The sequence below is a fragment of the Streptomyces sp. NPDC058457 genome, assembly GCF_042720695.1.
Lineage (GTDB): Bacteria > Actinomycetota > Actinomycetes > Streptomycetales > Streptomycetaceae > Streptomyces.
In genome coordinates this window covers 117,531-142,311 of the sequence record NZ_JBHXLU010000002.1, presented here as the reverse complement: position 1 = coordinate 142,311, position 24,781 = coordinate 117,531, and the positions used below count along the sequence as shown (strand labels likewise).

Genomic DNA, 24,781 nt, shown 5'->3' with positions numbered 1-24,781 from the left:
GGGCTCACAGGGCCTTGCCCGGGTTGAGGATGCCGTGCGGGTCGAAGGCGTTCTTGAGGCGGCGTTGCAACGCGTGGGCGGCAGGGCCGAGTTCGTCGGCGACCCACTGGCGCTTGAGGACGCCGACGCCGTGTTCGCCGGTGAGGGTGCCGCCCAGGCGCAGGGCCAGGGCGAAGATCTCGCCCGCCGTCTCCCAGGCCGCGTCCGGCAGGCGGTCCAGGGCCGGGTCGACCACGATGATCGGGTGCAGGTTGCCGTCGGCCGCGTGGGCGATGGTGAAGACCGGTGTCCCGTGGCGGGCGGAGATCGCGCGGATCCCGGCGGCCGCCTCGGCGAGCCGGGAGCGGGGTACCGCGATGTCCTCGATGAGGGGGCGGCCGAGGCGTTCCAGCGCGGGGAGCGCACGGCGGCGGGCGGACAGCAGGGCCTCCGCCTCGGCGGGGTCGGTGGTGGTCCGCACGCTCGTGGCCAGGGGGGTGAGGACGTCCGCCACCGCCTGCGCCTCGGTGGCCGCCCCGGCGCCGTCGCACTGCACGATCAGCAGGGCGGCGCCGCGCTCGCGCAGGACCGGGTCGACGGCCTCCAGGACCGGTCCGTCGAGCAGTTCCGCGAGGGCCGGCACCACCCCGGCGCGCGCGATCGCGTACGACGCCTGCGCCGCCGCCTCGAAGGTGGCGAAGTACGCGGCCAGTGTCGCTGTGGCGGCGGGCAGCGGCCGTAGTCGCAGAGTCGCCCCGGTGATCACCGCGAGGGTGCCCTCCGAACCGGTCAGCAGCCCGGTGAGGTCGTAGCCGGTGACGCCCTTGACAGTACGGCGGCCTGTCGCGACCACCGTGCCGTCCGCGAGGACCGCCTCCAGGCCCAGCACGCTGTCCCGGGTCACGCCGTACTTGGCGCAGCGCAGGCCGCCCGCGTTGGTGGCGATGTTCCCGCCGATCGTGGACAGGGCGGCGCTCGCCGGGTCGGGCGCGTAGCGCAGCCCGTGGGCGGCCGCCGCGCGGTCCAGGTCCGCCGTGATCACGCCCGGTTCGACGACCGCCAGCTGGTCCTCCGGGGACAGCTCGAGGATCCGGTTCATCCCGGACAGGTCCAGGACCAGGGAGCCGTCACCGGCCGCCGCCCCGCCCGACAGGCCGGTGCCCGCGCCCCGGGGGACCACCGGTACCCGCAGGGCGTGCGCGTGCCGCAGGGTCACCGTCACGTCCTCGGTGCGCCGGGCGTGGACGACGGCCAGGGGCAGCCCCTCGGGGCGGGTGCCGGAGCGGTCGCTCGCGTGCGCGGCCAGCGTGCGGGGGTCGGTGGCCAGCCGGTCGGGCGGCAGGTCCCGGGCGAGCAGGCCGAGCAGCCGGGCGGGGGCGGTAGTGGTGGTGGTCGTGGTGGTGTCCGCTGTGGTCACGGGGTCAGGGCCTTCGTTCCGATCGCCAGTAGGGAGATGTCCTCCTGGGGTGCGTGCACCGGCGCGCACTGGATGTCGCGGAAGTGCCGCTCCAGGGGGTTGCCGCGGGCCAGCCCGGGGTTGCCGAGCAGGCGTACGGCCAGTTCGACCGCCCGTACCGCGTGCCGGTCGGCCAGCACGCGCGCGCCGAGGGCCTGTTCCGGGGTGTACGAGGTCTCGGCCGCGTCGACCCGGGTGGCCCCGTCGAACACCAGCTGTTCGGCGGCCGTGAGGAGCACCTCGATCTCGCCGGCCGTTCTGCGGAAGCGTTCCGTGCGGGCCACCGGGTGGCCGAGGTTGGCGGGCACGCGCGTGTGCGCGAACGTGTGGAAGAAGGACTGCGCCGACCGCGCCACGCCCAGGTAGAGCGCCGCGAGAGGCAGGTGCAGGGCGGCGCCTGCCCGGTTGTCCTGCTCGGCGGCGGTGCCGTACGGGCCGATGCCGATGACGTGCTCGTACGGTACCTCGACGGCCCGGAACGTCACGTCGTGGCTGCCGCTCGCCCGCAGGCCCAGCTGGTCCCAGCGGCCGGTGACCTCGATGCCGGGTGAGTCGCCCGGCACCAGGAAGGTGCCCACCCTCGGCTCCGGTTCGTCGGTCGTCGCCCACACCAGGAACCAGTCCAGGCCCTCCGCGCCGGTCACGAACCTCTTCGTGCCGCTGATCGACCAGCCGTCCGGGGTGCGGCGGGCGAGGGTGGCCGGGAGGCCGCCCCGGGCCGGGGAGCCCAGTTCGGGCTCCACGCGCGCGTGGTTGACGAGGACCGGGCGCTCCGCGGATTCCTTCAGCACGCGCGCGTAGAGCGCCTCCGGCCAGTGCGGGCGCGCCGCCTGGCGGGCGTGGGTGGCCAGGGTCATCGCCGTGATGAGGGCGACGGAGGGGTCGCCCTGACCGATGGTGTGCAGGATGCGGGCCGTCTCCTCGACGCCGGCGCCCCGGCCGTCGTACTGCCGGCCGATGGTCGCGGTGAGCCAGCCCGCCTCGTGGACCAGGTGCAGGGACTGGGCGGGGAACTCGCCGGAGTGGTCGTGACCGGCGGCCAGTTCGGCTATGCGCTCCACGGTCTCGGGCACGGTCACAGGGCCTTCTTCAGGTCGGCGTCGAGGGCGGTGGTCCAGAACGACTTCACGTCCAGGCGGGAGGGCAGGGCGCCGAGTTCGGTGAAGGCGTCGGCCACCTTCTGCTCGGAGGCGATCGCCGTGCCGTCGACCGTGCGGGCCCGGGTGGGGCGCTGTTTCTGCTGGGCGGTGAGGTCCTGTTCGGCCTGGGCGACGGGCTGGTGGGTGTTCTGCGAGATCACCTTGGCGAAGGCGGCCTCGTGGCCGTCGCGGACGTACGCGTACGCCTTGGTGATCCGGGCGATCAGGTCGGCCGCCGCCGTCTTCTCGGCGGAGTTCTTCAGGACGCTGTCGCGGGCCGACCAGAGGAAGTTGCCGGAGAGGATGTCCGCGCCGGAGCCGACGGTCGTGGCGCCCTGCTGGTGGGCGGTGATGATCGAGGTGCCGTAGGAGGCGAAGGCGTCGATGGAGCCGCCGTTGAGGGCGGCCAGGCCGTCGTTGGGGAGGAGGGGCTTGGCGTCGATGTCGGACCAGGTCAGGCCCGCCCGCTTCAGGAGTTCGTAGAGGAAGTAGTGGGCGGTGGTGTTCTTGACGTAGCCGACCTTCTTGCCCTTCAGGCCCGCGATGCCGGTCACCTTCGAGCCCTTGGGTACGACGACCTCCTGGTTGAGGGTCGTGCCCTGCTGGACGGCGACGACCTTGAAGTTCGGTCTGCCGTCGGCGGCCGAGAAGACCGGCGGGATCTCGCTGGAGGAGGCGAGGTCGAGGGCGTTCGCGCGGACGGCCTGCAGCTGCTGGTCGCCGCCCTGGAACACGCTCCACTTCACCTTGTAGGGGGTGTCGTCGAGGTGGGCGAACTTCAGGACCGCCTCCTCGACCTTCCAGCCGGTCGCGCCGACCCGCAGGGTGACGTCGGCCTCGGAGTCGGCCTGGGCGCTGCCGCCGCAGGCCGCGGCGAAGGGCAGCAGGAGGGCGGTGAGCAGGGCGGCGGGCGTGCGCAGGGCGCGGGGCAACAACACGGGGTCTCCATGGGGTACTCGCAGAGTCGACAGGGGTGTCAGGCGGCGGGTGCGGTCGCGGCGCGGTGGGCCAGTTCCTGGCGGACCAGGGGGAGGACGTGCCGGGAGTAGTCGATGGCGTCGTTGAGCGGGTCGTAGCCGCGGATCGACAGCAGGTCGCAGCCGATGTCGACGTAGTCGAGGAGGGCCTGGGCGACGGTCTCGGGGGTGCCGACGAGGGCGGTGGAGGCGCCGGCCGCGTTGGTGGCGACGGCGGGGGCGGTCCACAGGCAGCGGTCGTGGACCTCGCCGCGCTCGGCGATGTCGAGCAGCCGCTGGGAGCCGACGTTCGCCGGACGCCCTGCGGTGCGGTAGTGGCGGAGCAGTTCGGTGTTGCGGGCCTGGTCCTTGAGGACGCCGAGGGTGCGGTGCGCCTTCTCCCAGGCGAGTTCCTCGGTGGGCGCGATGATCGGGCGGAAGGAGACCCAGATCCTGGGGTGCGGGCGGCCGGCCGCGTCGGCGACCGCGTTGACGGCGGCGATCTGCTCGGCGGTCTCCTTGAGCGGCTCGCCCCACAGGCCGAAGATGTCGCCCTGCTGCCCGCCGACCCGGTAGGCGTCCTGCGAGGAGCCGCCGACGGAGATCGGGACCAGGCCGTGCACGGGCTTCACGTCCGAGTAGTAGCCCTCGAACCTGAAGTGCCTGCCCTCGTGCGAGACCGGGCCGTCGGCCTGCCAGACCTTCCGGAGGATCTGGATGTACTCGTCGGAACGCTCGTACCGCTCGGCCTTGTCGAGGTAGTCGCCCTCGCGGCGCTGCTCCTCGTCGTTGCCGCCGGAGATGACGTGGAGAGTGAGGCGGCCGTCGCTGATCTGGTCGAGGGTGGCGAGGGCGCGGGCCGCGTGGGTCGGGAAGATCACGCCGGGGCGGTGGGCGAGGATCGGGCGGACGCGTTCGGTGTGGGTGGCGACGAACTGGGCGACCTGGAAGGCGTCCGGGGAGGCCGAGTGGTAGGCGACCAGGGTGTGGTCGAAGCCGCCGTCGTCCAGGGCGCGGGCGTACCTGCGCAGGTGGTCGACGTCGAGGCCGGTACGGCTGGAGGCGGCGGGTCCTGAGGCTCCGGCGTCGGTGTGGACGGCGCTGATGAACTCGACGGGCATGGTGGACTCCTGTGTCGTAAAAGTCACTTGAGGAGAGAGGTGTCGGCGGACTTCGCCACGTCGACGTTCGGGTCGAGCACGCCGATGCCGTTCATGAGGTCGGCGACGCCCTGGACGGTCGTGTTCACGTCGGAGGTGATCGGCAGCACCTGGCTGTACGCGGCGGAGGCGAGGGTCTTGGCCACGGAGGCGTCGGCGCCGTTGCGCTGCTCGATGGCCTTCGCGTACGCGTCCTGGTGGGTGCTGGTCCACTTCAGGGCCGTGCCGAGGCGCTTGAGGAAGTCGGACAGCGCGGCCTTCTTCGAGGTGTCCGCGAGGGCCTTGTCGGAGGCGTTGACGAAGCCGATGCCGCTGACCCGGCCGTCCCCGCCGTCGACGAGCAGCCGGCCGCCCTGCTCCAGACCGACGGCCTGGTAGACGCCGAAGGTCGCCCAGATCTTGATCTTCCCGGAGGAGAAGGCGGCCTGCGCGTCGGTCGGCAGCAGGTACTGCACCTGGACGTCCTTGTAGCTGAGCCCGTTCTGCTTGAGCACGTTGGCCAGCAGGTACTCCGAGACGCTGCCCTTGGCCGAGGAGACGACGACCTTCTGGCCCTTGAGGTCCTTGACGCTGTCGATGCCGGAGTCCTTGCGGACGACGATGCCGACATGGGTGCCGTCGTTCTTGAGGGCGGCGATGTTCTTGAGCTTCACCCCACCGCTGAGCGCCTGCAGGGCGGGCAGGTCGGCGGAGAACCCGGTGTCGGCGGCGCCCGCCTGCACGGCCTGGTAGAGCGGGGCCGCGCCCTCGAACTCGGCCCACTTCACCTTGTACCCGGCGCCCTTGAGGGCGTCGGAGGCGGCCACGATCGTCTGCAGGGTCTTGGCCTGGTCGCCGATGGTGAGGGTGACCTGCCCCTTGGAGGAGGCGTCCGCCGAGGAGTCCGCGCCGCAGGCGGTCAGCGCCAGGAGGGTGAGAGCGCTCAGCACGGTGGCGGCGATTCTGCGGGTTCCGCTGGTCACGAGGGGGTTCCTTCCAGAGTGCGGGTGACGCCGAGCCAGCCGAGCAGCCGGGCGCGCAGGGAGACGAAGTCGGGGGTGGTCAGGTCGCGGGGGCGGGGCAGGTCGACGGTGAGTTCGTGGGCGATCCGGCCGCCGTCCATCACCAGCACCCGGTCGGCGAGCAGCAGTGCCTCCTCCACGTCGTGGGTGACGAGGAGGACCGCGCAGCCGTGCGACTGCCAGAGTTCGGCGACGAGTTGCTGGACCCTGCCGCGGGTGAGGGCGTCGAGGGCGCCGAACGGCTCGTCCAGGAGGAGCAGTTCGGGCTCCCGGACCAGGGCGCGGGCCAGCGAGACCCGCTGGGCCTGGCCGCCGGAGAGGGTCTTCGGCCACACCGCGGCGCGGTCGGCGATGCCCACCTCGTCCAGGGCCTTCGCGGCGAGTGCGCGGTCGGGGCGGCCGGGCAGGCCGAGGACGACGTTGCGCCACACCTTCAGCCAGGGCAGCAGCCGCGGCGACTGGAACGCGGCGCTGCGGCGCACCGGTACGGTCACCTCGCCGCCGATCTCGTCGTCGAGTCCGGCGAGGATCCTGAGCAGCGTCGACTTGCCGCAGCCGCTGTGCCCGAGGAGGGCCACGAACTCGCCCTCGCGCAGGTCGAGGTCGAGGTCGTGCAGGACGGTGTTGCCGTCGAAGGCCCGGGAAAGCCCGCGTATCTCCACGCTGTTGGCCATGGTGCTCACGCCTCGCCCTCGAAGTTGGCCCGCCAGGCCAGCAGCCGGCGGGACAGGATCCGTACGGCGAAGTCGCAGGCCAGGCCCAGCAGGGCGTAGACGACCAGGCAGAGCACGATGACGTCGGTGCGGAAGTACTGCTGGGCGTTGCTCATCAGGTAGCCGAGGCCCGCGTCCGCGTTGATCTGCTCGGCGAAGACCAGCGCCAGCCAGGCCGTCGACAGGGCGTACCGGAGTCCCACGAGGGCACCGGGCAGCGCGCTCGGCAGGATCACGTACGTGACGAGACCGAGCCGGCCGAGGCCCATCATGCGGGCGGCCTCGACGAGTTGGGCGTCGGTGGAGCGGATGCCGCCGTAGATGTTGAAGTACAGGGGGTAGGTGACGCCGAGTGCGACCAGGGCGATCTTCGGGGTCTCCTCGATGCCGAACCAGACGATGAACAGCGGGATCAGACCGACCCAGGGGATCGCCCGGAACATGCCCATCGAGGAGTCGATGACGTCCTCGCCGAGCCGGAACAGGCCGGCGAGGAGGGAGAGGACGAGGGCGACCGTGGCGCCGATGAGGAAGCCGATGGCGGCCCGGCGGCCCGACGCGGCTATGGCGCGGGGCAGTTCGCCGTCCTTGGTGAGGTCGACGGCCTGTCCGATCACGTCCACCGGGGAGGCCAGCACGGACTCCGGGAGGATGCCGGTGGCGGAGGCCAGGAACCAGAGCAGGACCAGGCCGACCGGTCCGGCGGCGCGGCGCACGGAACGGGGCACGGACGGCCGACGGCCCTGCCGGACGGTGCCACGGATCGTGACCCGCCCGGCCGTGGGCGCGGCCTGCGGCGCGGGAACGGCGGCCTTCAGCGATTCGGCCGTCATGAGGAACCCCCCGTGGAGCCCCCCACGGAAGAACCCACGGCGGAATCCACGGCGGAACCCCTCACGACAGAGTGCGGCCCGGACGGCAGGGGGCCCGTCGCCGCCGGGCGGGCGGGATCCGCGGACCACGCCGACCAGGAGCCGGGGAACAGCACCGCCTCGAACCCGGCGATCTCCAGGGCCGCGATCTGGTGGGCGGCGGTGACCCCGGAGCCGCAGTAGACGCCGATCCGGGTGGCCTCGCCCGCGCCCGCCTTCCCGAACCGTTCGCGCAGCGCGTCGGCGGGGAGGAAGGTGCCGTCGGCGGCGAGGTTCTCGCCGGTCGGTGCGGAGACCGCGCCCGGGATGTGCCCGGCCCTCGGATCCACCGGCTCGGCCTCGCCCCGGTACCGCTCACCGGCCCGCGCGTCCAGCAGCAGCCCGCCGGCGGCGAGTTCGGCGGCGCCGTCGGCGTCCGTGACCGGCAGTGCGCCCGCCCGGAGTACGACGTCTCCGGGCGCCGTAGCGGCCGGGGTCCCGGTCTCCAGCGGCAGCCCGGCCGCCCGCCAGGCGCCCAGCGCCCCGTCGAGGAGCGTGACGTCGGCGAGGCCCGCGTACCGCAGCAGCCACCAGGCCCGTGCGGCCGCCGTGTTGCCCAGGTCGTCGTAGACGACGACGGCCTGGCCCTCGCGCACGCCCCAGCGCCGTACCGCCGACCGGAAGGTGTCGAGGTCGGGCAGGGGATGGCGGCCGTCCCGCGGCGAGGGCGGCGCGGCCAGTTCGGTGTCGAGGTCGACGTAGACCGCGCCCGGGAGGTGGCCGTCGGCGTAGTGGTCGCGGCCGTGCGGGTCGCCCAGCGCCCAGCGGACGTCCAGGACGGCGGGCGGCCGGTCGGAGCCGAGCAGGTCGCGCAGTTCGGCGGCGGTGGTCAGGACCCGGCGGCTCATGCGAGGCCCTCCGCGATCAGGGGCAGCTCGGGCGAGAGGCGCAGCCGCTCCAGGAACAGCACGACGGTGGCGGCGGCCGTGCGGTGCAGGGCGTCGTTGAGGACGTCGTGGCGGCCGCCGGTGAACTCCACCAGGTGCGCCGGGGAACCCGCGTAGGCCGCGCGGGCCGCCGCCAGGGGGCTGACCGTGTCGTCCTTGCCGTGCAGGGCCAGTACCGGCACCCGCACCCGGTCCAGGCGGAGTTCCGGCAGGTCGGGTGTGGTGTCGAGGGCTCCGCGGCGGAACGCGGGGTCGCCGGTCAGCCGGGCCTGGTGGGTGGGGCAGGCGGTGCGCGCCTCGATCTCGGTCTCCCAGTCGCCGGCCGCCCAGGGCCCGGTGGGCAGCCCGGCCAGGATCAGGGCGTCGGCGCCGGAGGCCGGTTCGGCGGCCAGCTGTACGGCGTACCGGGCGCCGGTGTCCGAGCCGACCAGGACCTTGGGGCCGGGCAGTGACCCGTCGGCGAGGAGTTTGGCGGCCTCGTCGAGGACCGCCGGGTCGGCGACCGGGTCGCCGAGGGCGCGGACGCGGTAGGCGTCGAAGGCCAGCCGGCGGCCGAACCGTTCGTACACACCGCCGTGTTCGCCGCGGCCGGCCAGCACGATCAGGGTGCCGCGCGCGGCGAGGCCTTCGGGTTCGTCCCAGGAGAAGGACATGAGAGGGCAACTCCCGTTCCGGAGCAGAGGGATGAGAAAAAAAGGGGAGGAAAGGCGGCCGTCACCGGCACGTGTCAGTCACGGGGCGGGTTCGCCGGGGGCAGCGGAAGGGCGCGCGTACGCGCGGAGGAATCAGCGACAGCGGGCGCTGCACGCCACGCCGAAGTCGATGACTCGGCGCTGCGTCAGAAGGGCAGCCGTGGCGGTCGCGAACATGCGTCCATCATGAGCGGCGGTGACCGAACGCGTCCAACGATGATTCCGCATCGAAACCGATCAGGGATCGCGATCGGTCGGGGAAACGGCTACCGTCACCGCTATGTCCCGACCCGTCCTCGACATCGTGGCCCTGCGCAGCCTGACCTCGGTGGCCGACTGCGGCGGCTTCCACCGGGCCGCCCGCGCGCTCGCCCTCAGCCAGTCGGCGGTGAGCCAGCACGTGCGCAGACTGGAGAAGGCGCTGGGGCACCCCGTGGTCGAACGCGAGGGCCGCGGCACCCGGTTCACCCCCGAGGGACGCCTGCTGCTCGAACAGGCCCGGCGCATCCTCGCCGTCCACGACGAGGCCGTGCGGGTGCTGTTGGACGCGGAGGGGGACACCGTCACCATCGGCTCCACCGAGCACGCGGCGGACCAGTTCCTGCCCCGGCTCACCGCCGCCGTCCAGGAGGTGCGGCCCGGCTGCCGGGTCCGGTACCGCATCGACCGCTCCGCACGGCTGGTGGAAGCGGTCGAGCGGGGCAGCGTGGACGTGGCGGTGTACGTCACCGAGGCCGCCGCCACCGAGGGCACGCCCGTCGGCGGCCTTCCGCTCTCCTGGCACGCGACGCCCGGCTGGCGGCGGCCCGACGCCCCCTCCCCCGTGCCGCTGGTCGCCATCGAGGAGCCCTGCGCCATCCGCCACCGGGCCATCGCCACCCTCGCCGCGCAGGGTGTGCCGGCCACGGTCGTCGGTGACGCCGGCTATCTCGCGGGCGTCCTGGACATCGCCCGCACCGGGCAGGGCGTCGCCCTCATCGCCGCGGTCGGCGCGGCCCCGGACGGCCTGACCCGGTACGACGGCCTGCCCGCCGTCACCCCCATCCCGATGAGCGCCCTCGCCCGCCCCGGCGCCGACCCCACGACGGTACGGGCCGCGTTCGCCGCAGCCCGGGAACTGCTCGGCGGGGCGGCGACGGACGGGATCTGACGGCTGCCCTGCCGCGAAGACGGCTGCCCTGCCACGGCGACGTGCACCCTGTCGTGAAGACGGCGGGCCGCGGTCAGCAGGAGTGGACCGAGCGGCGGTGCCGGGCCAGGACGGCCTGCCGCAGGACGCCCAGGACCAGGGACTGGAGCAGCGCCGAGACGACGACCGTGCCGATGAAGAACCAGTTCGGGGTGTCCGTGCGCCAGGCCGTCCGGCCGAGCGCCGAGAGCAGCGGGAACACCGGGAACGTGACCAGGGGCGGCCAGAGCCAGGCGTAGTCGGAACCGTGGCCGTCCGCGTTGCCGGAGTCGACGGTGGCCTTGGCGATGACGACGGCGACCAGGACGAGGTAGGCCACCGAGAGGCGGTTGGTGAGCATCAGCCGGACAACGGTGCGGGCCGGGCCGGTTTCCATCGTCGTCTCCCCCGTGGCCGGTCGTCGGTTCCTCTCCCTCACTGCATCGTCGGGGCAGGACGGCGCCCCGGTCCTGAGTACGCGTACTCACTTGTGCGAACTGATTCCCTTGTCCCGGTCAGGAGTTCGGCGACGCCGCCCGCGCCAGGTCGTACAGCTGCTCCAGCCGCTCCCGCGTGTCGTCGTCCGCCGGGACGTAGGTGACCAGCCGCGCCCCGGACCCCGGGTTCAGGAACAGGTCCGTGTGTTCCAGGGTGAGGAAGCCGACGTACGGGTTGAGGAACTGCTTGGTTCTGGCGCGCAGGTCCACCACCTCGTAGCGCTCCCAGTTCTCGCGGAACTCCGCGGACTCCGCCGCCAGCCGCTTGACCAGCATCTTCCAGGCCGGCTCGGCGAGATGGCCGGCCATGGACGCGCGGAGTTTCGCGGCCATCAGACGGCGGGTCTCCTCCAGGTGCACGATCGAGCGGCGCCAGTCGGGGTCGGTGTAGACGAGGATCATGCAGTTGCGGTCCTCGGGCGGCACCGCGTCGAGGTCGCCCAGCAGGCGGGCGTAGGTGCGGTTGTAGGCGAGGATGTCGTAGCGGCTGTTCTGGACGGAGGCCGGGAGGGGTTCCAGGGCGCGGAGCATCTCGTGCAGCGCCGGGGTGACGCCCGTGCAGCTCGCGGCCGGGGTCGGGTCGACGGCTTCGGCCAGCTGGAAGAGGTGGGCGCGCTCGGTGCCGTCGAGCTGCAGGGCGCGGGCGAGGGCGTCCAGGACCTGGACGGAGACCTGGATGTCCCGGGCCTGTTCGAGCCAGGTGTACCAGGTGACGCCCACCGCGGAGAGCTGGGCGACCTCCTCGCGGCGCAGACCGGGCGTACGGCGGCGGGTGCCGCGCGGCAGGCCCACCTCCTCCGGGGTGATCCGCTCACGCCGGCTGCGCAGGAACGCGGCCAGCTCGTGCCGCCGGATGTCGGCACCCCGGCCCGGGGCGGGGGCAGCGGTCTGCCGAAGGGGCGTCGTCTCCTGCGCCGTGGTCGTCATGTGTCCAGCCTGCCGCGTCGCCGATCCTGTTGCCAGGTACTTCTACTACCAGGACAAGGAGACTCTGGTACCAGTCTCAGGGAGGCCGCAGGCTCGGTGCATGACCGAAACCGTCACCACCGCGAACGTACGGTCCCCGTCCGCACCACCGGCGCTCGGCGGCCCCGGACTGTTCACCGTCCTGCTGGCCGCCGCCCTTCCCCTCATCGACTTCTTCATCGTCAACGTCGCCCTGCCCACCATCGGCGCCGACCTGCACGCGGGCGAGGCGGTCCTGGAACTCGTCGTCGCCGGGTACGGCGTCGCCTACGCCGTGCTGCTGGTGCTCGGCGGCCGGCTCGGCGACCTGTTCGGGCGCCGCCGGCTCTTCCTCGGCGGCATGGCCGCGTTCGGGCTGACCTCGCTGGCCTGCGGACTCGCGCCCAGCGCCTGGACGCTGGTGGCCGCCCGGGTCGCCCAGGGCGCCGCGTCCGCCGCGATGCTCCCGCAGGTCCTCGCCACCATCCAGGCCGCCACCAGCGGCGGCCGCCGCGCCCGGGCCATGAGCCTGTACGGCGCCACCGCCGGCCTCTCCATGGTGGCCGGGCAGATACTCGGCGGGGTGCTGGTCGCCGCCGACATCTGGGGCACCGGCTGGCGCTCGGTGTTCCTCGTCAACGTGCCGGTCGTGGTCGCCGGACTGGTGCTCGGCGCCCAGTTCGTACCGGAGACGAAGTCGCAGAAGCCCCAGCCCGTCGACGGCCCCGGAACCGTGCTCCTCGCCGCCTCTCTCCTCGCCCTGCTCGCCCCGCTCACCGAGGGCCGGGCGGCGGGCTGGCCGCTGTGGACCTGGCTGTCGCTGGCCGCGTTCCCGGGCGTGGCCGTGGCCTTCTACGCCGTGGAGCGCCGCGCCGACCGCGCGGGCCGTACGCCGCTGGTCCCGCCGAGCCTGTTCGAACTCGCCTCGCTGCGCCGGGGTCTGGTGCTGATGCTGCCGTTCTCGATCGGGTTCAGCGGGTTCATGTTCGTGATCGCCGTGGCCCTGCAGAGCGGGGAGCATCTGGGCCCGGTCGCGGCGGGCATGGCGCTCGCCCCGATGGCGGTCGTGTTCCTGTTCGTCTCGCTCGCCGGGCCGCGGCTGATCGCCCGGTACGGCAGCCGGGTGGTGACCGCCGGGTCCGTGATCCAGGCGGTCGGCATCGTCCTCATCGTGCTCGCCGCCCGGCGGGACTGGCCGCACCTGGACTTCGCCGGGCTGCTGCCCGGGGTCGCGGTCGCCGGCGCCGGTCAGGCGCTGCAACTGCCCAACGTGCTGCGCCTTGTGATGTCGGAGGTGCCGTCGGCGCGGGCCGGGGTGGGCAGCGGCGTGATGGTCACCACCCAGCAGTCCGCGCTCGCCCTCGGCGTGGCCACCCTGGGCACCCTGTTCCTCTCCCTGGTCCCGCACCAGGGCGTGCGGGACGCCCTGGTCATCACCCTGCTGGTCCAGCTGGGCCTGGTGGTGCTGACCGGCCTGCTCAGCCTGCGCCTGCCCCGCACCGTGAACTGACCGGCCCGCGCTCCGACAGCGCCCCGTAGGGGCGCGGGGCCGTATCCGATATGCGGCTACCGCCGCGTGGGCGCGACCAGCCACAACGGCGCCGCAGACGCCAGACGACCCGAAGCGGCACGTCCAGCGGCGCACTCACCCCCCGCTGCCACCCAGTTCGAACCAGACGATCTTGCCGGTACCGAGCCGGGTGGTCCCCCACCGCCGGGCCAACCGGTGCACCAGGTAGAGCCCGCGGCCGTGTTCGTCGGTCGCCTTCGCCTGCCGCACCCTCGGCAGCTGCGGCACGTCGTCACCGACCTCGCAGCGCAGCACCTCCGTGCGCAGCAGCCGCAGGCTGATCGGACGGGAGGCATGCCGTACGGCGTTGGTGACGATCTCGCTGACCAGCAGCTCGGCGGTGTCGGTGAGATCCTCCAGGCCCCAGCCTGCCAGGGCCTGCCGGGTGAGCCGGCGGGCCCGGCCGGGGGCGCCGACCTCCGGCTCCAGGGTCCAGTACGCCACGTCGCTCGGCGCGATGCCGTCGAAGCGGGCGGCGAGCAGCGCGATGTCGTCGTCCCGGTCGCCCGGCCCGAGCATGTCGAGCACCTCGTCGCACAGGGCCTCAAGGGGCGGGGGCCGGTCGGGCCCGGTCAACTGGGCGGTGGCGGCGATCCGTTCGCGCAGCTGCTCGATGCCGGTCCACACGTCACGCAGCCGGGACTCGACCAGACCGTCGGTGTAGAGGAGCAGGGTGGCCCCGGTGGGGGCGTCCAGCTCCACCGCCTCGAAGTCGATGCCGCCGACACCGATCGGGGCGCCCGGCGGCACCGTGAGGACCTCCGTCTTGCCGCCCGGGTACAGCAGGATCGGCGGCGGGTGGCCGGCGTTGGCGATGGTCATGCGGTGCGAGACGGGGTCGTATACGACGTACAGGCAGGTGGCCATGCGGTCGGTGCCGAGCCGCTGGGCCTGTTCGTCGAGGTGGTGCAGCACCTCCTGCGGGGGCAGGTCGAGGCCGGCCAGGGTCAGCGCGGTGGTGCGCAGCTGGCCCATGACGGCGGCCGACGTCATGGAGTGGCCCATGACGTCGCCGACGACCAGCGCCACCCGGCTGCCGGGCAGCGGGATCGCGTCGTACCAGTCGCCGCCGACGCGCGCGGTCTCGGCGGCGGGCAGGTAGCGGGAGGCCAGCCGGACGCCGGTCGGCCGGGGCAGTGTCTGCGGCAGCATGGCGCGCTGCAGCCGGTCGGCGATGAACGCCTCCCTGCTGTACAGCACGGCCTTGTCGACACCGAGCGCGGTGTGGGTGGCGAGCTGGGCGGCGACCAGGAGGTCGGCGGGCTCGAACGCCGGGCGTTCGGGCCGGCGCAGGAAGACGACCGCGCCGGTGACCCGGCGGCGGCCGCGCAGCGGGGCGAGGATCGCGTGCGAGCCGACCCAGTCGTTCAGCGCGCTGTCCGCGCCGACGAGTTCGCCCAGTGCGGCGCGGGTCGGCGGGGTGTCGGCGAACACCGGCCGGACCCCGCGGAGCACCTCGGCGAGGGCGCCGCCGGGCACCACCTCGCTCCAGTCGGAGGCGTCCAGGTCGTCCTGCTCGTCGTCCACCGTCTCCGCGGGCCAGACCAGGCCCTCGGCGCCGGGGCCCTTGAGCCGGTCGGTGCGGCGCAGCCGCAGCACGGCCGGGCCGGCAGGCCGTTCGTCGCCGACCGGCAGCGGGTCGCGCAGGTAGACGAGGGCCGCGTCGGAGTACGTCGGTACGGCGGCCCGGCACAGGCCGAGCACGATCTCGTCGGTGTCGAAGCCGCGGGCGATCCGCCGGGTGGCCGCGCCGACGTAGCGGAGGCGGTCCTCGTCGGGGGCCTTGGGTGCGGCGGGCGGCCCGGACCCGAGGGTGTCCTCGCGCACGCCGAGCGCGGTCTGCGCCGACAGCGCGTCGGCCAGGGCGATGTCGTCGTCCACGAAGTCCTCCCGGTCCGGGCGCCGCAGGAACACCACCACGCCCACAATCGCGTCGGGGGCACGCAGCGGGGCGAGCAGGACCCGGTTCCCCTGCGGGAGCCGGGTTTCCGTCCCCAGGAGTTCACGCAGGGCCTCGTCCACGTCGTCCGGGCCCCGGCCGCGAGCCCTGCCGCACCGCATGAGTGCGGCGAGCGCGCCGTCGGGCGCCACGGGTCTCGACCGCGGGGGCATCCAGCCCATGGCGCCGCCGAGTTCGGGCGGCGCCCCGTCCAACTCCAGGTGCTCCGGCTCGGACCGGTCCGGTGAGCGGTCGCCGAGGTAGACGAACATCCCGTCCGCCAGGTCCGGGACCGTCACGCGGTACAGCTCACGGACGGCCTGGTCCGCGCCCTCGGCGCGGGCGATCCGGCGGCCGGCAACGGCCAGGAAACGTTGAGGATCCGGCAGCATCGCCTCTCCGTGCCGGTGGCCGCTTCACACAAGGTCGCTTTCATCTTGAGCCAGGGTCAATTCCCTGTCCAGGGTTTCCGCCGGTAGACCAAGTCCGGCTCATGATCCGGCGGTTGGGACCAAGACGTGCGGAAGCCGCTTCTCGGACACCCGCACCACCGGCCCGTCCGGCCGATCCGGCGCGTCCGTGCCCCGGCCGCCGTGTGAACTCCGGCGACATCCTCGGCAAAACCCGGTGAAGAAGTCCCCGTTGATGTTGGTCTTGCTGCACACTCCTTGCCGTCGACCAGGCGTCGACACGTGCCGAACAGCAGACCGGGTACGGACTCCGGAGGCGTCATGTCGCAGATCGACGAGAGCAAGGTCAGCCGCTGGGACCAGCACGGCCGGGAACACGTGGTCCGGGTGCAGCGCACGGGTGTGCAGCGCACGATCGAATGCGACACCTGCGGCTGGCGCAAGGGCGCGCAGTTCCTGCCCTGGCTGAAGGCGGAGGAGCATCTGGCCGAGGCCCACCAGGCCACCGTGGACCCCGCGGGTGCCCAGCCCTCGCGATGACTTTCCGCCGGTGCGGGAGTCGTGACACCTGAGACCGCACCCACCGGAAGGACGACCGATGACCGTGTCCCCGCTGCAAGCCGCCCTGCGCCGCCACGTCGACGCGGGCACCGTCACCGGAGCCGTGGGGCTCGTCGCCCGCGGCGACGACGTCGAGGTGGTGGCCGTCGGGCACACCGACGTCGAGGGGTCCGCCCCGATGGCCCGGGACTCGGTCTTCCGGATCGCGTCGATCACCAAGCCGATCGTGGCCGCCGCGGTGCTGATGCTGGTGGAGGAGGGCCGGATCGGGCTCGGCGACCCGGTGGCCGAGTGGCTCCCGGAGCTCGCGAAGCCGACGGTGGTCCGTACGCCGTCGAGTCCCGTCGACGACGTGGTGCCGGCGGACCGCCCGGTCACCGTCGAGGACCTGCTCAGCTCCCGCACCGGCTGGGGCTTCCCCGACGACTTCTCCCGGCCCGCCGTGCAGGCCCTGTTCACCGTGCAGCGGGACGGCCGCGCCCTGCAGGACTGGCCGGACCCGGACACCTGGCTGGGCCTGCTCGCCCAGGTGCCGATGCTGCACCAGCCGGGCGAGGCCTGGCTGTACGGCACCTCGTCCGACCTCCAGGGCATCCTGGTCGCCCGGGTGTCGGGCCGTACCCTCCCCGACTTCCTGGCGGAGCGGATCTTCGAGCCGCTGGGCATGCGGGACACGGCGTTCGAGGTGCCGGCGTCGAAACGGCACCGCTTCACCTCCTCCTACGCCCCCGCCGAGGACGGCACCCTGCGCCTGACGGACGCCCCGGACGGCGAGTGGAGCCGCCTGCCGCGCTTCCACTCGGGCGGCGGCGGCCTGGTCGCCACGGCCGACGACTGGCTGGCGTTCGGCCGGCTGCTGCTGAACGCCGGCACCGGCCCCGACGGCCGCCGGCTGCTGACCCCCACCTCGGTCAGCCGCATGACCACCAACCACCTGACGGCGGCCCAGCGCGACAACGCCACCCTCTTCCTGGAGGGCCAGGGCTGGGGGTACGGCGGCCAGGTCGACGTCACCCCGGCCGACCCCTGGTCGGTGCCGGGCCGCTACGGCTGGGTCGGCGGCACCGGCACCACCGCGCACATCGTGCCGGCCACCGGTACGGTCACGGTCCTCATGACCCAGACGGCCATGACGAGCCCGACGCCGACCCCGCTGATGCGGGACTTCTGGCGGGTCACCGCCTGAGCGCTCCGCCGGAAGTGCCGCGACATGCCGTCTGCCGACTGCGGCGCCGTCGTGGCGGGTCGCTCCCCCGAGTTCTCGGCTTCGCTCGAACCCGGGGGACCCCCGTCGCGGCGGTGGCCGCATACCGGACACGGCCCCGTGCCCCTTCGGGGCGCTGCCCGACCGCAGCGGACTTCGACCAACCCGCCGAGCCCGCGCACTACGCCGTTCGGGTGAGCCTTCGGGGCGGAAGCGCGAGGTCAGGGCGCCCGTCGCCACCTGCGGACTTTACCGGGGCGAGGGGCGGCGCCCACCCGCTCCCGAGACCGCTCGGGTCGCCGCCGGGCGGGACCCGGCCAACCCTTGACGAGTCCCCCCGTCACTCGACAGGAGTACGTCCATGCACACCACCCTGCGCCAGATCTCCCGAGCCCTCGCCGCCGGTGCGCTCTCCGTGGCCCTGCTGTCGGCCGGTAGCACCGGGGCCCTCGCCGGCGAGGCCAAACCGAAGCCGAGCCCGTCCCCGTCCACGTCCGCCATGGCCTCGATCTCGATCAAGGCGAGCACCGCCTCGGTCAACGCGGGTGGCTCGGTGACCTTCACCGGCCGCACCTCCGGTCTGAAGGTCGGCTGGCCGCTGGTGCTCCAGCACCAGAAGGCGGGCAAGTGGATCCCGCTCAAGGCGACCACGAAGACGAAGAACGGCAGCTCCTACTCGCTGACCGCCAAGCTCAACACCGTGGGCACCGAGCATCTGCGGATCTCCGCGGTCGGCAAGAAGGTCTACTCCCCGGCCGTGACGGTCAACGTGACCTGAGGCCCCGCAGCAGCAGCTCCACCAGCGACACGAAGTCCGCCTCCGCCTCCGGCCGCACCCACTCGCGCGCGTAGCCCGGGTCGTGGAAGCGGCCGGTGGCCTGGAAGACGATCCGGGCCGCGGCGGCGGGGTCGGGCACGGTGAAGGCACCCGTCCCGGCCCCGTCCCGGATGATCCCGGTCAGCTGGCCGGTCAGGTCGGCGATGTGCTCGGTGACCGCCGGGCCGTTCTCGTCGACCAGCACCATGTAGGTGGCGAACAGCTCCGGGTCGGCGCCGGCCTTGCGCCGCTTCGCGTCGAACAGGGCCTGCAGCCAGTCGCGCAGCCGGGCCTCCGGGTCCCCGTTCCCGGCCGCGATGCCGGACAGCTGCGCCGAGGTGCGGTCCAGCCACCTCTTCGTCACCGCTTCCCGCAGCGCCGCCTTGGTCCGGAAGTGCCGGTAGACACTGCCGTGGCTGACGCCGAGCGCGCGGGCCACGTCCACCACGGTGGCCTTGGCCGGGCCGTGCCGGCGCAGCACCTCCTCGGTCGCCTCGAGGATGCGCTCGGCGGTCAGGGCCGGGGTCGGGGTCGGGGACGTCGCTGCCATGGCCTAGACGGTACCTGGCGCCGCGGTCAGTGCTCGGTGCCGAGATGGCTCATCTGCGCGGCCGGGTAGCGGGTGCCCGCCGCCGCGTCCGCCGGTACGGCCTCCTCGATCGCCGCCAGGTCGGCCGCGTCCAGGGTGACGTCCAGCGCGCCCAGGGACTCGGCGAGCCGCTCGCGGGTGCGGGCGCCGACGAGCGGCACGATGTCGTCGCCGCGGGAGAGCACCCAGGCGATGGCGATCTGCGCGACGGTCACGCCCTTCTCGTCGGCGATCTTGCGCAGCGCCTCGACGAGGTCGAGGTTGTGCTGGAGGTTGTCGCCCTGGAAGCGCGGCGAGAAGGCCCGGAAGTCGCCCGCGCCGAGCTGCCGGTCGCGGGTGAAGTGGCCCGAGATCAGCCCCCGGGAGAGCACCCCGTACGCGGTGATGCCGATGCCCAGCTCACGGGTGGTCGGCAGGATCTCGCGCTCGATGTCCCGGGTGATGATCGCGTACTCGATCTGCAGGTCGGCGATGGGCGCGGTGGCGGCGGCCCGCCGGATGTCGGCCGCGCTCGCCTCGCTGAGGCCGATGTGCCGGACGTGCCCCTTCTCGACCAGCTCGGCGATGGCGCCGACCGTCTCCTCGATCGGCACGTCCGGGTCGACGCGGGCGATCCGGTAGACGTCGATGTGGTCGACGCCGAGGCGCTGGAGGGAGTAGGCGGCGAAGTTCTTCACGGCGGCCGGGCGGCCGTCGTAGGCGTTCCAGCCGCCGTCCGGGTCGCGCAGGGCGCCGAACTTGACGCTGGTCAGCGCCTTTTCCCGGAGGGCGGCGGGGGCGGTGCGCAGGGCCTCGCCGATCAGCATCTCGTTGTGGCCCATGGCGTAGAAGTCGCCGGTGTCGAGCAGGGTCACGCCCGCGTCGAGGGCGGCGTGGACCGTGGCGATCGACTCGGCGCGGTCGGCCTCGCCGTACAGCGCGGACATGCCCATGCAGCCGAGGCCGAGGGCGGAGACCTGGGGGCCGGTGGATCCGAGGGAGCGGGTGTGCGTCGTCATGGCTCCACCCTGGCATGACAGCTGACAGATTTCAATATCTGTCATTCCATAGCTGTCAGGCCATCCATCGACGCACCCGCCGCCCCGCCCGTCGGTCACCCGTCAGTCACCCGTCGGCCCACCCGTCGGCCCACCCGGAATGGTCCAGACCTATTGACGGGAGGTCTGGACCACGAGCATTGTCATGACTACGACATCCGTGCGCCCCGACCCGACCCCACCGGGAGGCCCCGCATGATCCGCCGCACCCTCGCCCTGCTCGCCGCGGCACTCGCGACCGCGACACTCACCCAGCTCCCCGCCGCCGGCTCCGCCTCCGCCGCCGACACCTGCGCCGTGAAGTCACGGCCCGCCGGAAAGGTCCTCCAGGGCTACTGGGAGAACTGGGACGGCTCCGCCAACGGCGTCCACCCGCCCTTCGGCTGGACCCCGATCACCAACTCCGCGATCGCCACCCACGGTTACAACGTGATCAACGCGGCCTTCCCCGTGATCCGTTCCGACGGAACGGCTCTCTGGGAGGACGGCATGGACACGGGCGTGAAGGTGGCGACACCCGCGGAGATGTGCGCGGCGAAGGCCTCCGGCCAGACGATCCTGCTGTCGATCGGCGGCGCCGCCGCGGGCATCGACCTCAGCTCCGCCACCGTGGCCGACAAGTTCGTCTCGACGATCGTCCCGATCCTGAAGAAGTACAACTTCGACGGCATCGACATCGACATCGAGACCGGCCTGGTGGGCAGCGGGTCGATCACCCAACTCTCCGCCTCCCAGGCCAACCTGGTCCGCATCATCGACGGGATCCTCGCCCAGATGCCGTCCAACTTCGGCCTCACGATGGCCCCGGAGACGGCGTACGTCACCGGAGGCAGCATCACCTACGGCTCGATCTGGGGCGCCTACCTGCCGATCATCAAGAAGTACGCCGACAACGGCCGCCTCTGGTGGCTCAACATGCAGTACTACAACGGCAGCATGTACGGCTGTTCCGGCGACTCCTACTCGGCCGGCACGGTGGCCGGCTTCACCGCGCAGACCGACTGCCTCAACAAGGGGCTGGTCGTACAGGGCACCACGATCAAGGTGCCGTACGACAAGCAGGTCCCGGGCCTGCCCGCGCAGTCCGGGGCGGGCGGCGGCTACATGTCACCGTCCCTGGTCTCCCAGGCCTGGAACCACTACGGCACGTCCCTCAAGGGTCTGATGACCTGGTCGATCAACTGGGACGGCTCGAAGAGCTGGACCTTCGGCAACAACGTCAAGTCCCTGCAAGGGCGTTGAGCCCGCCCGGTGCCGGGGCGAGCGGGGCGGGGCCGGGCGGCATGAGGCCGGCCCGGCCCTCCGTTCGACAGACGCCGTCCGGGCTCCGAGAATGGAAATGCCGGCGAGCAGTCACCGGCGGCGCCTGCCGCCGGCCGTTCCGGGCGGTGTTCTCGCGCCGCCGAGGAGGCCCGCCATGACCATCCGTATCGCCACGTTCAACATGGAGAACCTCTTCCGCCGGCCCACTGTCTTCCGCCTGGAGAATCCGGCCGACCGGGAGCAAGTCCTCGACGACTTCGCCAAGTTGGTCGCCATCCTCGACCTGCCGACGTACTCGGACGCCGACAAGGCGGAGATCGTCCGGATCGTCACGAAGTACCGGGCGTCCGACATCGACGACCCGAAGCACCCGAACCCGAAGGGCCCGCCGCCGATCGTCATCAACCAGTCCCGCCCGGGGAAGCACACCGGGCTCTTCGACACGACCAGGCCGCTGAAGACCCCCGCCGACATCATCGCCACCGGCCGGGGTTCATGGACCGGCTGGGCCGAACTCGGGCAGGACGACCTCGACATGAGCATGGTGCGGAACACCGGGCGGGTGGTCGCGGAGGTCGACGCCGACATCCTGCTGACCGTGGAGGTGGAGGACCGGCTCACCCTGGAGCGCTTCAACACCCACGTCCTGGCGGATGCGCTGGGCAGACGGCCGTACCCGTACAACCTGCTCATCGACGGCAACGACCCCCGGGGCATCGACGTCGGGATCCTCAGCCGTCACCCGATCACGTCCGTCCGGTCCCACCTCTTCGACACCGACCCGGACCATCCGGCCGACCGGCTGTTCAGCCGTGACTGCCCCGAGTTCGAGATCCAGCTCGACGGAACACCGCTGGTGATCCTGGGCAACCACCTCAAGAGCAAGTTCCGCGACGACCCGGAGCTGCGGCTGGCCCAGGCCAGGCGGGTCACGGAGATCTACCGGGCGGCGGCGGAGCGCACCCCGCACGTCATGGTCGCCGGGGACCTCAACGACGACCCGGAGAGCGATGCGGTGGCGCAGCTGCTGGCCACCGGGCTGCGCGACGTCATGAGCCACCCCTCCTACCACGGGGAGCCCGGCACGCACGGGCAGTGCTCCCGGCTCCAGGACAAGATCGACTACCTGCTGCTTCCGCCGCCGCTGTGGCACGAGGTCCAGCACGTGGGCCTGGAGACCCGCGGCATCTTCGCGGACGGCATCAAGTCCTTCGACACGGTGACGTCGAAGCTCACGGAGGCGTCGGACCACGCGGCGCTGTACGTGGACCTGGACCTGTAAACGCCGATTCCCCGCGCCCCATAGGGGCGCGGGGAACTGCGCGACCAGCCACGGCCAACCCGCGGCCGGCCACCCACACGAGCCAGGCAGACGCTGCCCCGCTCAAACGCCTAGCACCCGATGAGGCGCCCCGCGAGGTAACCCTCGATCTGGTCCAGCGACACCCGCTCCTGCTTCATCGAGTCACGCTCGCGAACCGTGACCGCGTTGTCCTCGAGCGTGTCGAAGTCGACGGTCACGCAGTACGGCGTACCGATCTCGTCCTGGCGGCGGTAGCGGCGCCCGATCGCACCGGCGTCGTCGAACTCGATGTTCCAGTGCCCGCGCAGCGCCTGGGCGAGGCCCTTGGCCTTCGGGGACAGCTCGGGGTTGCGGGACAGCGGAAGCACCGCGACCTTGACCGGGGCCAGCCGGTGGTCCAGGCGCAGCACCGTGCGCTTCTCCATCTTGCCCTTGGCGTTCGGCGCCTCGTCCTCGACGTAGGCGTCGAGCAGGAACGCCAGCATCGCGCGGCCGACACCGGCCGCGGGCTCGATGACGTACGGCGTCCAGCGCTCCTGGGCCTCCTGGTCGTAGTAGTGGAGGTCCTGGCCGGAGGCCTTGGAGTGCGCGGTGAGGTCGTAGTCGGTGCGGTTGGCGACACCCTCCAGCTCGCCCCACTCGTTGCCGCCGAACTGGAAGCGGTACTCGATGTCAGCGGTCCGCTTGGAGTAGTGGGAGAGCTTCTCCTTGGGGTGGTCGTACCACCGCATGTTCTCCTCGCGCAGGCCCAGGCCGGTGTACCAGTTCCAGCGCTGCTCCATCCAGTACTCCTGCCACTTCTCGTCCTCGCCCGGCTTGACGAAGAACTCCATCTCCATCTGCTCGAACTCGCGGGTGCGGAAGATGAAGTTGCCGGGCGTGATCTCGTTGCGGAAGGACTTGCCCATCTGCGCGATGCCGAACGGCGGCTTCTTGCGCGAAGCGACCTGCACCTGGGCGAAGTTGGTGAAGATGCCCTGGGCGGTCTCCGGGCGCAGGTAGGCGACGGAGCCGCTGTCCTGGGTGGGGCCGAGGTGGGTGGAGAGCAGACCCGAGAACTGCTTCGGCTCGGTGAACTGGCCCTTGTTGCCGCAGTTGGGGCAGTTCACGTCCGCCAGGCCGTTCTCCGGGAGGCGGTGGTGCTTGGCCTCGTAGGCCTCCTCCAGGTGGTCCGCGCGGAAACGCTTGTGACAGGAGGTGCACTCGGTCAGCGGGTCCGTGAAAGTGGCGACGTGACCGGAGGCCACCCAGACCTCGGGGGCCAGGATGACGGACGAGTCGATACCGACCACGTCCTCGCGCGACGTCACCATGTAGCGCCACCACTGGCGCTTCAGGTTCTCCTTGAGCTCGACACCCAGCGGTCCGTAGTCCCAGGCGGCCTTCTGGCCGCCGTAGATCTCACTGCACGGGAATACGAAGCCACGGCGCTTGCTCAGGCTGACGATGGTGTCGATCTTGTCGGCGGCCACGGTGCTCTCTTCATTACGACGACGGGCGACGAAGCGAGACGCTTCAGAGCGAATGCTTCAGGGTACCGGCGGGGCCTCCCCCTCAACCAAATCGGTTCCCTTCCAGAGGTTTGTTGACAACGGTTTCCATGTTTGTTGAAAATGACTCTCATGAACGTACGACGAGGCCTCATACCCGCGGCCGCCGCGACCACCGTCACCGCACTCGGCATAGCGACCCTCACTGCCTGCGGCGGCGACGCCACGGCGGCCCAGACCGGCAAGTTCGACGTCGTCGCGTCGTTCTACCCGATGGCCTACCTCGCCGATCAGATCGGCGGCAGCCACGTCCACGTCACCAGTCTCACCCAGCCCGGCCAGGAGCCGCACGACCTGGAGATCAGCCCCAAGCAGATCATCGGGATCGAGAAGTCCGACGCGGTCCTCTACCTCAAGAACCTCCAGCCCTCCGTCGACGACGCGGTCGCCCAGTCGTCCGTCGAGACGAAGATCGACGCCGCTTCCCTGACCACACTGGAGAAGCACGGCAACGAGGTCGGCGGACACGCGGCCTCGCACGACACCTCCCAGAACGAGGAGCTGTCCGGCCTCGACCCCCACATCTGGCTCGACCCGGTGCGCTACGCCCAGGTCGCCGAGGGCGTCGGCAAGGCCTTCGAGAAGGCCGACCCGGACCACGCGGCCGACTACAAGAAGAACACCGCGGCCCTGGTGAAGAAGCTGGACGCGCTCGACAGCCAGTTCAGGAACGGCCTCGCGCACACCAGGTCCAAGGTCTTCATCACCACCCACGCGGCCTTCGGCTACCTCGCCGAGCGCTACGGCCTCACCGAGGAGGCCATCAACGGCCTCGACCCCGAGTCGGAGCCGAGCGCGGCCCGGGTGCGGGACCTTGAGACCATGGCCGAGGCCGACGGCGTCACCACCGTGTTCTACGAGACGCTCGTCAGCGACAAGACCGCCAGGACCGTCGCCGCCGACGCCGGACTGAAGACGGACGTCCTCGACCCGATCGAGGGCATCACGGCCAAGTCCCGCGGCAAGGACTACTTCGCGGTCCAGGAAGCCAACCTCAAGGCGCTCCAGCAGGCGCTGGGCACCAAGTGACAGGA

The 24,781-nt window shown here is 72.2% G+C and carries 23 protein-coding genes; 8 read left to right on the top strand and 15 right to left on the bottom strand.

What is annotated here, in order from left to right; all coding sequences use genetic code 11:
- Positions 1-4 precede the first annotated feature (4 nt).
- From ACFWPS_RS02550 to ACFWPS_RS02510, 9 genes are read right to left on the bottom strand one after another with little or no spacing between them, the layout of a single operon-like run.
- Positions 5-1,396: an FAD-binding oxidoreductase gene (locus ACFWPS_RS02550; RefSeq protein ID WP_383700046.1), complete on the bottom strand. Its 1,392-nt coding sequence runs from the start codon at positions 1,394-1,396 to the stop codon at positions 5-7.
- On the bottom strand, positions 1,393-2,514 hold the full coding sequence (locus tag ACFWPS_RS02545) for an acyl-CoA dehydrogenase family protein (RefSeq protein WP_383700044.1): 1,122 nt from the start codon (positions 2,512-2,514) through the stop codon (positions 1,393-1,395). The genes ACFWPS_RS02550 and ACFWPS_RS02545 overlap by 4 nt, the downstream gene beginning before the upstream one ends.
- Positions 2,511-3,512, bottom strand: coding sequence for an ABC transporter substrate-binding protein (locus tag ACFWPS_RS02540; RefSeq protein ID WP_383700042.1), 1,002 nt, complete (start codon positions 3,510-3,512; stop codon positions 2,511-2,513). Before ACFWPS_RS02540 ends, ACFWPS_RS02545 begins: the two co-directional genes overlap by 4 nt.
- A 38-nt stretch (positions 3,513-3,550) precedes the next feature.
- A complete protein-coding gene (locus ACFWPS_RS02535) occupies positions 3,551-4,651 on the bottom strand; it encodes an LLM class flavin-dependent oxidoreductase (protein ID WP_383700040.1) in 1,101 nt (366 codons plus the stop codon).
- A 23-nt stretch (positions 4,652-4,674) separates the two neighbouring features.
- On the bottom strand, positions 4,675-5,652 hold the full coding sequence (locus ACFWPS_RS02530; protein WP_383700038.1) for an ABC transporter substrate-binding protein: 978 nt from the start codon (positions 5,650-5,652) through the stop codon (positions 4,675-4,677).
- Positions 5,649-6,365 (bottom strand): ABC transporter ATP-binding protein, encoded by a 717-nt coding sequence (locus tag ACFWPS_RS02525; protein WP_383700424.1) that lies wholly within the window; start codon positions 6,363-6,365, stop codon positions 5,649-5,651. The genes ACFWPS_RS02530 and ACFWPS_RS02525 overlap by 4 nt, the downstream gene beginning before the upstream one ends.
- Positions 6,366-6,370: 5 nt before the next feature.
- Complete coding sequence (locus tag ACFWPS_RS02520; RefSeq protein WP_383700036.1) at positions 6,371-7,237, bottom strand: ABC transporter permease; 867 nt, start codon at positions 7,235-7,237, stop codon at positions 6,371-6,373.
- The gene (locus ACFWPS_RS02515; protein WP_383700034.1) at positions 7,234-8,163 is read right to left on the bottom strand and encodes a sulfurtransferase; all 930 of its coding nucleotides are present in this window, start codon (positions 8,161-8,163) and stop codon (positions 7,234-7,236) included. Before ACFWPS_RS02515 ends, ACFWPS_RS02520 begins: the two co-directional genes overlap by 4 nt.
- Positions 8,160-8,855 (bottom strand): alpha/beta hydrolase, encoded by a 696-nt coding sequence (locus ACFWPS_RS02510; protein WP_383700032.1) that lies wholly within the window; start codon positions 8,853-8,855, stop codon positions 8,160-8,162. Before ACFWPS_RS02510 ends, ACFWPS_RS02515 begins: the two co-directional genes overlap by 4 nt.
- 319 nt (positions 8,856-9,174) lie before the next feature.
- On the opposite strand from ACFWPS_RS02510, the gene ACFWPS_RS02505 reads away from it, so the two are divergent.
- Positions 9,175-10,044 (top strand): LysR family transcriptional regulator, encoded by an 870-nt coding sequence (locus ACFWPS_RS02505; RefSeq protein ID WP_383700030.1) that lies wholly within the window; start codon positions 9,175-9,177, stop codon positions 10,042-10,044.
- 73 nt (positions 10,045-10,117) lie between these two features.
- Here ACFWPS_RS02505 and ACFWPS_RS02500 read toward each other — a convergent pair whose 3' ends face one another.
- Both ACFWPS_RS02500 and ACFWPS_RS02495 read right to left on the bottom strand, forming a co-directional pair.
- Positions 10,118-10,459, bottom strand: coding sequence for an SCO4225 family membrane protein (locus ACFWPS_RS02500; RefSeq protein WP_383700028.1), 342 nt, complete (start codon positions 10,457-10,459; stop codon positions 10,118-10,120).
- Positions 10,460-10,577: 118 nt separating this feature from the next.
- Entirely contained in the window at positions 10,578-11,486 is a 909-nt protein-coding gene (locus ACFWPS_RS02495) for a helix-turn-helix transcriptional regulator (protein ID WP_383700025.1), read from the bottom strand.
- Positions 11,487-11,586: 100 nt separating this feature from the next.
- On the opposite strand from ACFWPS_RS02495, the gene ACFWPS_RS02490 reads away from it, so the two are divergent.
- Positions 11,587-13,014, top strand: coding sequence for an MFS transporter (locus tag ACFWPS_RS02490; protein ID WP_383700023.1), 1,428 nt, complete (start codon positions 11,587-11,589; stop codon positions 13,012-13,014).
- A 135-nt stretch (positions 13,015-13,149) separates the two neighbouring features.
- Here ACFWPS_RS02490 and ACFWPS_RS02485 read toward each other — a convergent pair whose 3' ends face one another.
- On the bottom strand, positions 13,150-15,405 hold the full coding sequence (locus ACFWPS_RS02485) for a SpoIIE family protein phosphatase (protein WP_383700021.1): 2,256 nt from the start codon (positions 15,403-15,405) through the stop codon (positions 13,150-13,152).
- Positions 15,406-15,744: 339 nt separating this feature from the next.
- Here ACFWPS_RS02485 and ACFWPS_RS02480 point away from each other — a divergent pair, with 339 nt between their 5' ends.
- From ACFWPS_RS02480 to ACFWPS_RS02470, 3 genes are all read left to right on the top strand, one after another.
- A complete protein-coding gene (locus ACFWPS_RS02480; protein ID WP_383700019.1) occupies positions 15,745-15,963 on the top strand; it encodes a hypothetical protein in 219 nt (72 codons plus the stop codon).
- 58 nt (positions 15,964-16,021) lie between these two features.
- Positions 16,022-17,170, top strand: coding sequence for a serine hydrolase domain-containing protein (locus tag ACFWPS_RS02475; RefSeq protein WP_383700017.1), 1,149 nt, complete (start codon positions 16,022-16,024; stop codon positions 17,168-17,170).
- A 379-nt stretch (positions 17,171-17,549) separates the two neighbouring features.
- Positions 17,550-17,966, top strand: a complete 417-nt coding sequence (locus tag ACFWPS_RS02470; RefSeq protein ID WP_383700015.1) for a hypothetical protein — start codon at positions 17,550-17,552, stop codon at positions 17,964-17,966.
- On the opposite strand, the gene ACFWPS_RS02465 is transcribed toward ACFWPS_RS02470, so the two are convergent.
- A complete protein-coding gene (locus ACFWPS_RS02465; protein WP_383700013.1) occupies positions 17,953-18,555 on the bottom strand; it encodes a TetR family transcriptional regulator in 603 nt (200 codons plus the stop codon). The genes ACFWPS_RS02470 and ACFWPS_RS02465 overlap by 14 nt on opposite strands.
- A 26-nt stretch (positions 18,556-18,581) precedes the next feature.
- Positions 18,582-19,592: an aldo/keto reductase gene (locus tag ACFWPS_RS02460; protein WP_383700011.1), complete on the bottom strand. Its 1,011-nt coding sequence runs from the start codon at positions 19,590-19,592 to the stop codon at positions 18,582-18,584.
- Between the two features lie 234 nt (positions 19,593-19,826).
- On the opposite strand from ACFWPS_RS02460, the gene ACFWPS_RS02455 reads away from it, so the two are divergent.
- Positions 19,827-20,873: a chitinase gene (locus tag ACFWPS_RS02455; RefSeq protein ID WP_383700009.1), complete on the top strand. Its 1,047-nt coding sequence runs from the start codon at positions 19,827-19,829 to the stop codon at positions 20,871-20,873.
- 175 nt (positions 20,874-21,048) lie between these two features.
- Positions 21,049-22,176: an endonuclease/exonuclease/phosphatase family protein gene (locus ACFWPS_RS02450; RefSeq protein ID WP_383700007.1), complete on the top strand. Its 1,128-nt coding sequence runs from the start codon at positions 21,049-21,051 to the stop codon at positions 22,174-22,176.
- Between the two features lie 110 nt (positions 22,177-22,286).
- Here ACFWPS_RS02450 and ACFWPS_RS02445 read toward each other — a convergent pair whose 3' ends face one another.
- Positions 22,287-23,669 carry a glycine--tRNA ligase gene (locus tag ACFWPS_RS02445; protein WP_383700006.1) on the bottom strand — a complete coding sequence of 461 codons (1,383 nt, stop codon included), beginning with the start codon at positions 23,667-23,669 and terminating at the stop codon, positions 22,287-22,289.
- Positions 23,670-23,819: 150 nt separating this feature from the next.
- On the opposite strand from ACFWPS_RS02445, the gene ACFWPS_RS02440 reads away from it, so the two are divergent.
- A complete protein-coding gene (locus ACFWPS_RS02440; protein WP_383700004.1) occupies positions 23,820-24,776 on the top strand; it encodes a metal ABC transporter substrate-binding protein in 957 nt (318 codons plus the stop codon).
- The last annotated feature ends 5 nt before the right edge of the window (positions 24,777-24,781 follow it).

Excerpts from the sequence above, each read along its gene's own strand:
- ACFWPS_RS02535 (WP_383700040.1), bottom strand. The coding sequence starts at position 4,651 with ATGCCCGTCGAGTTCATCAGCGCCGTCCACACCGACGCCGGAGCCTCA.
- ACFWPS_RS02525 (WP_383700424.1), bottom strand. The coding sequence starts at position 6,365 with ATGGCCAACAGCGTGGAGATACGCGGGCTTTCCCGGGCCTTCGACGGC.
- ACFWPS_RS02520 (WP_383700036.1), bottom strand. The coding sequence starts at position 7,237 with ATGACGGCCGAATCGCTGAAGGCCGCCGTTCCCGCGCCGCAGGCCGCG.
- ACFWPS_RS02515 (WP_383700034.1), bottom strand. The coding sequence starts at position 8,163 with ATGAGCCGCCGGGTCCTGACCACCGCCGCCGAACTGCGCGACCTGCTC.
- ACFWPS_RS02510 (WP_383700032.1), bottom strand. The coding sequence starts at position 8,855 with ATGTCCTTCTCCTGGGACGAACCCGAAGGCCTCGCCGCGCGCGGCACC.
- ACFWPS_RS02505 (WP_383700030.1), top strand. The coding sequence starts at position 9,175 with ATGTCCCGACCCGTCCTCGACATCGTGGCCCTGCGCAGCCTGACCTCG.
- ACFWPS_RS02500 (WP_383700028.1), bottom strand. The coding sequence starts at position 10,459 with ATGGAAACCGGCCCGGCCCGCACCGTTGTCCGGCTGATGCTCACCAAC.
- ACFWPS_RS02495 (WP_383700025.1), bottom strand. The coding sequence starts at position 11,486 with ATGACGACCACGGCGCAGGAGACGACGCCCCTTCGGCAGACCGCTGCC.
- ACFWPS_RS02490 (WP_383700023.1), top strand. The coding sequence starts at position 11,587 with ATGACCGAAACCGTCACCACCGCGAACGTACGGTCCCCGTCCGCACCA.
- ACFWPS_RS02485 (WP_383700021.1), bottom strand. The coding sequence starts at position 15,405 with ATGCTGCCGGATCCTCAACGTTTCCTGGCCGTTGCCGGCCGCCGGATC.
- ACFWPS_RS02480 (WP_383700019.1), top strand. The coding sequence starts at position 15,745 with ATGTCGCAGATCGACGAGAGCAAGGTCAGCCGCTGGGACCAGCACGGC.
- ACFWPS_RS02475 (WP_383700017.1), top strand. The coding sequence starts at position 16,022 with ATGACCGTGTCCCCGCTGCAAGCCGCCCTGCGCCGCCACGTCGACGCG.
- ACFWPS_RS02470 (WP_383700015.1), top strand. The coding sequence starts at position 17,550 with ATGCACACCACCCTGCGCCAGATCTCCCGAGCCCTCGCCGCCGGTGCG.
- ACFWPS_RS02465 (WP_383700013.1), bottom strand. The coding sequence starts at position 18,555 with ATGGCAGCGACGTCCCCGACCCCGACCCCGGCCCTGACCGCCGAGCGC.
- ACFWPS_RS02460 (WP_383700011.1), bottom strand. The coding sequence starts at position 19,592 with ATGACGACGCACACCCGCTCCCTCGGATCCACCGGCCCCCAGGTCTCC.
- ACFWPS_RS02455 (WP_383700009.1), top strand. The coding sequence starts at position 19,827 with ATGATCCGCCGCACCCTCGCCCTGCTCGCCGCGGCACTCGCGACCGCG.
- ACFWPS_RS02450 (WP_383700007.1), top strand. The coding sequence starts at position 21,049 with ATGACCATCCGTATCGCCACGTTCAACATGGAGAACCTCTTCCGCCGG.
- ACFWPS_RS02440 (WP_383700004.1), top strand. The coding sequence starts at position 23,820 with ATGAACGTACGACGAGGCCTCATACCCGCGGCCGCCGCGACCACCGTC.